This is a genomic window from Pedobacter sp. 01T416_2 (genome assembly GCF_056398925.1).
Window position 1 is genome coordinate 1 of record NZ_JBFTQI010000370.1, and the last position, 5,772, is coordinate 5,772.

General features: G+C 42.7%; 4 protein-coding genes. 2 read left to right on the forward strand and 2 right to left on the reverse strand.

What is annotated here, in order from left to right; all coding sequences use genetic code 11:
* Window positions 1-153: 153 nt before the first annotated feature.
* A complete protein-coding gene (locus AC1DPQ_RS15745; RefSeq protein ID WP_029279835.1) occupies window positions 154-522 on the reverse strand; it encodes a hypothetical protein in 369 nt (122 codons plus the stop codon).
* A 191-nt stretch (window positions 523-713) separates the two neighbouring features.
* Here AC1DPQ_RS15745 and AC1DPQ_RS15750 point away from each other — a divergent pair, with 191 nt between their 5' ends.
* Together AC1DPQ_RS15750 and AC1DPQ_RS15755 are read left to right on the forward strand one after the other, a co-directional pair.
* On the forward strand, window positions 714-1,529 hold the full coding sequence (locus AC1DPQ_RS15750) for an AraC family transcriptional regulator (RefSeq protein WP_477610161.1): 816 nt from the start codon (window positions 714-716) through the stop codon (window positions 1,527-1,529).
* A gap of 76 nt (window positions 1,530-1,605) precedes the next feature.
* Window positions 1,606-3,144 (forward strand): FAD-dependent monooxygenase, encoded by a 1,539-nt coding sequence (locus AC1DPQ_RS15755; RefSeq protein ID WP_477580223.1) that lies wholly within the window; start codon window positions 1,606-1,608, stop codon window positions 3,142-3,144.
* 414 nt (window positions 3,145-3,558) lie between these two features.
* On the opposite strand, the gene AC1DPQ_RS15760 is transcribed toward AC1DPQ_RS15755, so the two are convergent.
* Window positions 3,559-5,772 (reverse strand): hypothetical protein (locus tag AC1DPQ_RS15760; protein WP_477610163.1); only part of this gene is annotated, 2,214 nt, incomplete at its 5' end.

Below are 5,772 nucleotides of genomic sequence, written 5' to 3' on the forward strand. Positions count from 1 at the left end.
CCAACTGTAGTAACCCTCTACCTTAAAAATATTCTGTTGCGAAATTGGCAACAAATGATCTTTAAAATGCAATGTATCGCTAGAATTTTGTGCCCATGAAGCGGAAACCAGAAGAAAGATAATGTAGCAGATGAGCTTTAATTTCTTCATATTTCAGGGCGTAAGATCAAATTTTTCACCGAATAAAACAGCTATTTTCTTCCTTTTCTGAAGATAGTTTTTCAAATCTTCACCAGAGCTAAATTGCATTTGTTTGCCATCACAATAAAACGGCCTTCCGTATGTACTGCTATAATATGATTTATAAATATTGATCACTTCTTCGCCATTATATTCATAAAGTACGATGCCATTCATATCAGGATAATTGGCAATATCCTTAAATTCGTTTTTAAGCCAGGGTAAATTTTCTAAAGGATTTTTTGTTCCACAGGCGATGGTATTTTGGTCATAAGAAACATCCTTTTTTTTACATCCAATAATTAATGTTAAAAACAATATAGAAATGATTTTTAGTTTCATTGACAAATAATTAATGGTAATGGTTTCTGGTTATTTTTCTATGTCGATATTTCTGATAGACGAATATAATCATTAGCCATTCTTTTCAACAAATCAGAAAGCGAAAATCATTACGAAGTTTTAGCCAATTGAAATAATTGTAATAAGCACTATACTTGCATACAATCCCCTCGAATATGCCGCCATTAAAAATGCATCATCAAGAATTCGAACCTCCAGAGGAGCTGCAGGATACGATAAAGTGCTTTTGGTACAACAGAAGAGTATCTGGAGCAGAACTATCAAGCTTTGAAGTTGTACCTGATGGTTATGCAGAGATCATTTTTCACTTTGGCAGCGGCTGTAACATTTCTTCCAATGGTGAATTGAAACCATTACCCTCACCATTTATGATGGGATTACTTAACCAGCCTGCTATTTTTTACACGAAAAATCGTTTCGAAATCATTGGGATCAGGTGCTTTCCATGGACGGTATTCGATTTGCTCGGTCTCCCATCCAACAAACATGGATTACATCTATTTGAGCACCCCATGGCCCAGCTTCAACCCAAACTGAATACCTTTATTCTTGATGGAAAAATAAATGAGGCGGCGGCAACGGTAAAGCAGTATTTCTTGCAGGCAAGGGCGCAGGTTGCTGCGAACAGTATGTTGTTCAAAGCTGGAATGGCAATGCAGGAAGCAAAGGGTATTATACCTGTAAGTGAGGTTGCGGCGGCCGCCCATGTAACGGTGCGCACATTGGAAAGGAACTTTAAACGCTCTTCAGGCCATACAGTTAAAGATGTATCGGGCCTGATGCGTTTTGAGCAGGTACGCAACCGATTGTGGCATGATCCAGATGCCAACCTGGTCAGTTTGGCGCATGAGTTTGGTTATACCGACCAACCTCACTTGAGTAGAGAATTTAAACGTTATAGTGGCACTAGCCCTGCAGCATTCGCCCGAAAGGCAAAGAAAGGCAAACAGGTGTTAAGCAACGACCTGCTTAATCTCTCATCCTGAACCCAACCGAGGATTGTCGCGTTTATACAAGCCTAATGCCTCAGCATTCCAGAATTTTGTGTTTTAATCATACGATATGAACACAACACTTAAAAATAAAAAAACCATACACACACCTACTTTTTACGATGTTATTATTTCTGGTGCCGGCCCTGTAGGCCTGTTCCTAGCTTGCGAGTTGGCTTTAGCCAAATGTCGGGTATTGATACTCGAAAAAACAGTAGAGGCTCACTCGCCTTTAAAACAGCTTCCTTTCGGTATCCGCGGCTTATCGGCACCAACTATTGAAGCGCTTTATCGCCGTGGCTTGCTGCAAGAACTTGAAATACATAAACACCTTAAAAACCCTCACCAAAATGCTGTGCAGGGGGCCCGTCGCCAGGCAGGACATTTCGCTGGCATTCCATTTCACGATGGAGACATCGATACCACCCAATGGAAATATCGCCTACCGGGTTCTACACCTACCAGTTTAATTACTGAAATGGAGGAGCTGGAAACTGTATTTTCATGGCGGGCAGAAACCTTAGGCGTTGAAATTAAACGAGGTTTTCCCGTTACAGGCTTCCATCAAAATAACGAAGGTGTAATTGTAGAGGCGGGTGGGCAATCTTTCGAAAGTAAATGGCTTGTGGGCTGCGATGGCAGCCGGAGCGCAGTACGCAAAACCGGTGGTTTCGAATTTACCGGAACTGAGCCTGAATTTACGGGTTACTCAACTATGGTAGACATCCTCAATCCAGAGCTGCTTAAACCAGGACGAAACCTAACCCCAACAGGGATGTACATGCAATCGCAGCCAGGTTACCTGGCCATACAGGATTTTGATGGTGGTGCATTTCATGGTTCGGCAAAGCCAGTTACACAAGAACATCTGCAAGAGGTACTGCGCCGTGTTTCAAATACCGATGTTACCATCAGTACGCTCCATATTGCAAGCACCTGGACCGACCGCGCAAGGCAAGCCACAAGCTACCGCAACGGACGCATACTTTTAGCTGGTGATGCTGCGCACATTCATGCACCTTTAGGTGGCCAGGGGCTTAACCTGGGTTTGGGTGATGCCATGAATCTGGGCTGGAAACTTGCAGCCACCATCCACGGCAAAGCTCCTGAAGGTTTGTTGGATAGTTATGGTACAGAGCGACACCCAATTGGTGCACAAGTACTCAACTGGTCGCGTGCTCAGGCAGCAATTATGAAACCTGATCCTAACGCACGCGCTTTGCATGCCATTGTTACCGACCTTATCAATACCGTTGATGGCGCCACCTATTTTGCGGGCAGGGTTTGGGGCGTTTCTACTCAAATTAATCTTGGTGGAAAGCATCCGCTGGTTGGTTGCAGTGTTCCTAATTTTGAATTTGAAAATGGAACAAAAATTGGCGAACTGATGCATAATGGCCGGGGTATAATGCTCAGTTTTGACCATGATACCTCACTGAAAAAGTTGGCTAGTGAATACAACCAGATCGATTATATTTCGGCAACTGCGAAAAATCAATTTGGGTTATGTGCGGTATTGATCCGGCCTGATGGAATTGTGGCCTGGGCTACTAATAATGCGATAGAGATTAGCGAATTGCAAAAAGCAATGACACAATGGTTCGTATAAAAAATCAGAATTTTGGCTAATGCTAAAAGAGATTGTATCATAAATATAGAATTTGTCATCCTGAGGGTTAATTTATGAAAAACATTGGAGTGGAGATGACAGGGAGAGAAATATCGTCATTCCCAACTTGATTGGGAACCACGGAGTGCTCATGAATGCCTTTGAAGAGAAGAAAGCTTATGAATAATCTAATGCCTTGGTAGGGTTATATGTTGCATTAAGATTCCCGCCTGCGCGAGAATGACGACCAGTTTTTACAATCTTGTCATTGATAGCTTGTCGAAGGGCCTATTAAATACGCTTCAAGGTGTTTCGACAAACTCTCCGTAGAAGTCCTTTGGACAAGATGGCAACATTTGAGGTAAAATCGCCTTTGTGATACAACCTGTTTTTCTTTGGCAATATTTCAACAGTCTATTCCATCTTAAGCCAGGTATACCCTTCTGCCTTGATCTTGACTTTAAGTTGAATTTTATGTGAGGCATCTACCACATGGCTCGTTTTCTTTCCTGCGTCATCGGTTACGATCACATTACGGGTTATGCCTGCATAATATAAAGGAACAGAAATTACCCTTTCTATATCCTGATCCAAGGGGTTATAAACCATTAACAAGCCCTTTGTTTTCAGGCTAGGGTTTACATGTAAAATACCATCCCAATCTCTGCCGTCGGCCCTGCGTAAGTGGATAATGTCGCTATTGAGAATATCGCGGTATTGTTTATACCAATTGATTACGCCTTTTACAGTTTCTTTGGTCGCTTCGGTATCGTACAGGCGGGGGCCACGATAACAGGCCTGCACCCCTGCTCCATAATATTGCATCATCAACTGTTTATAATCTTTAAGGTGATCGGCAAGTGGCTCAAGTACAGCTTCTGCACCTCCCCCCTGATAGGCCGTAAGTGGCACAAAACCCCAGCCCATACTCGGTGTTTTCTCCCAGGTACCGTCAAAAATATTCTGTCGGTTCAAGATCATCTGGTTAGTCCTTGGCAACGAAAAATTCACTTCGCGATAGCCAATTGCAATTTTATTGGTACCATCTAAAAAGTACCAGTCAGGTGCATTGATGTAAACGCCCCGTTCACTTAGCCAGTGGTAAAGTTCCTTTTGCATTTCCATCTGTATCCATTGGCTATCGGCCAATCCTTTGTGCCCCGGGTGTGTGGTTGAGGCACATACATCTCCAGGGTAAGGCCCGTCGTTTTCCCAGATGTCGAATCCTGTTTTCTTGAAAAAATATTTGATTTTATCGCGATAACTCAAACCCCATTTACTACCAAAACACGGTGCGTTACCGAAAAAGGCACCTCCTGGTTTTCCAGTCAGCGGACTAATCACATCATCTTCATCACTAATTCTTCTGGAACTAAAAAGCGAATAACCGCCAATCTTTATATTTTTAGCATGGGCATATTCGGTAAGGTTTTTCCACTTCTGGATATTTGATGCGGTAGAATCTTCCATATTCAGGTGGCTTCCAAAACTTAAAATCAGTGCTTCGTATCCAGTTGCCGCACACTGATCAATGGCATTCTTTACCTGTTGATCGTTCTTGCTCACCAGGTGCATAAAGATTGGATTTTGAGTTGTCCACGGTGCAATAACGCGGTACATTTTACGAATGGCCAAACCCCGTCTTTCCCGATCATAACTATCCATTAAAAGCTCGTTGGTGCGGATAGAGCTGAATACCTCGCCTGCAGCGAGTTCAACATTCACGCCCTTATCTGGGTATACCTCCAATAAACAAGGGGTGGTTTTATCGTAATTCACCTGTGAAGTATAAAGGCTGTCGGCCTTCCAATGCGTGCTCTGATCACTTAAGCTGTACTTCATGGCATTGTTAAAGGCAAAATTACTTTCGATATAAATACCATGTGGTGTTTTCATTTTATCGGTACCACCCACAACAGCGCTTTCTTCTTCTACAACGCCGAGCACCTCATTTACCACCTGATCAATCTTGATTGGAGCATCCGTTTTATTCTCGACTGTTACCCATTTGGTCATCAATGGAAGTCCATCGTACAGTGCATAATTTACCTTAACCAAAACACCGTTTAGTTTCGCGTCTGAACTTTTATAGGTAAATGTTAATGTTTTGCCTGTAGGATTTTTCTTATTAGCCGTCCACATGGAGCCTGGTTTCCATTTGATAAACTGTGGCAATGCAGTAATTTCATATTCCTGGAACTGAAAATCTCTTGCATTCGCTTTCAAACTGGCCAGTATGCCAATAGTAATGTAGGCATTTTCTGTCTGGCCATATAAACCACCAATATTGTATTTTTTGCCGTTAATGGTCACCTGGGCCTCTGGTTTAATTGACCGGAGCAACTGCTCACCAGTAGTCAGGTTGCGAAGATCGGTACAGGCCACATTTGGCGATAAACGGAACACCCGCTTAAGCAGGCCATTGCYTAAAATAATATCTTTTTGATCTGCACTTTTAAAAACAGCCGCAGGGTGACCTTCTGCATGAACAAGCCAATCTACAGTACTCAGATTATCCTGGGCGCTTTTCCAAACTGGGATCTGCTGGGCTAAGGCTTCGGCAAATCCATAATTTAAAAACACCGCAAACAGCAATACAATTACTTTATAAAGTGGATGGGGATTACC

Coding starts and splice junctions, on each gene's coding strand:
- AC1DPQ_RS15745 (WP_029279835.1), bottom strand. CDS start 522: ATGAAACTAAAAATCATTTCTATATTGTTTTTAACATTAATTATTGGA.
- AC1DPQ_RS15750 (WP_477610161.1), top strand. CDS start 714: ATGCATCATCAAGAATTCGAACCTCCAGAGGAGCTGCAGGATACGATA.
- AC1DPQ_RS15755 (WP_477580223.1), top strand. CDS start 1,606: ATGAACACAACACTTAAAAATAAAAAAACCATACACACACCTACTTTT.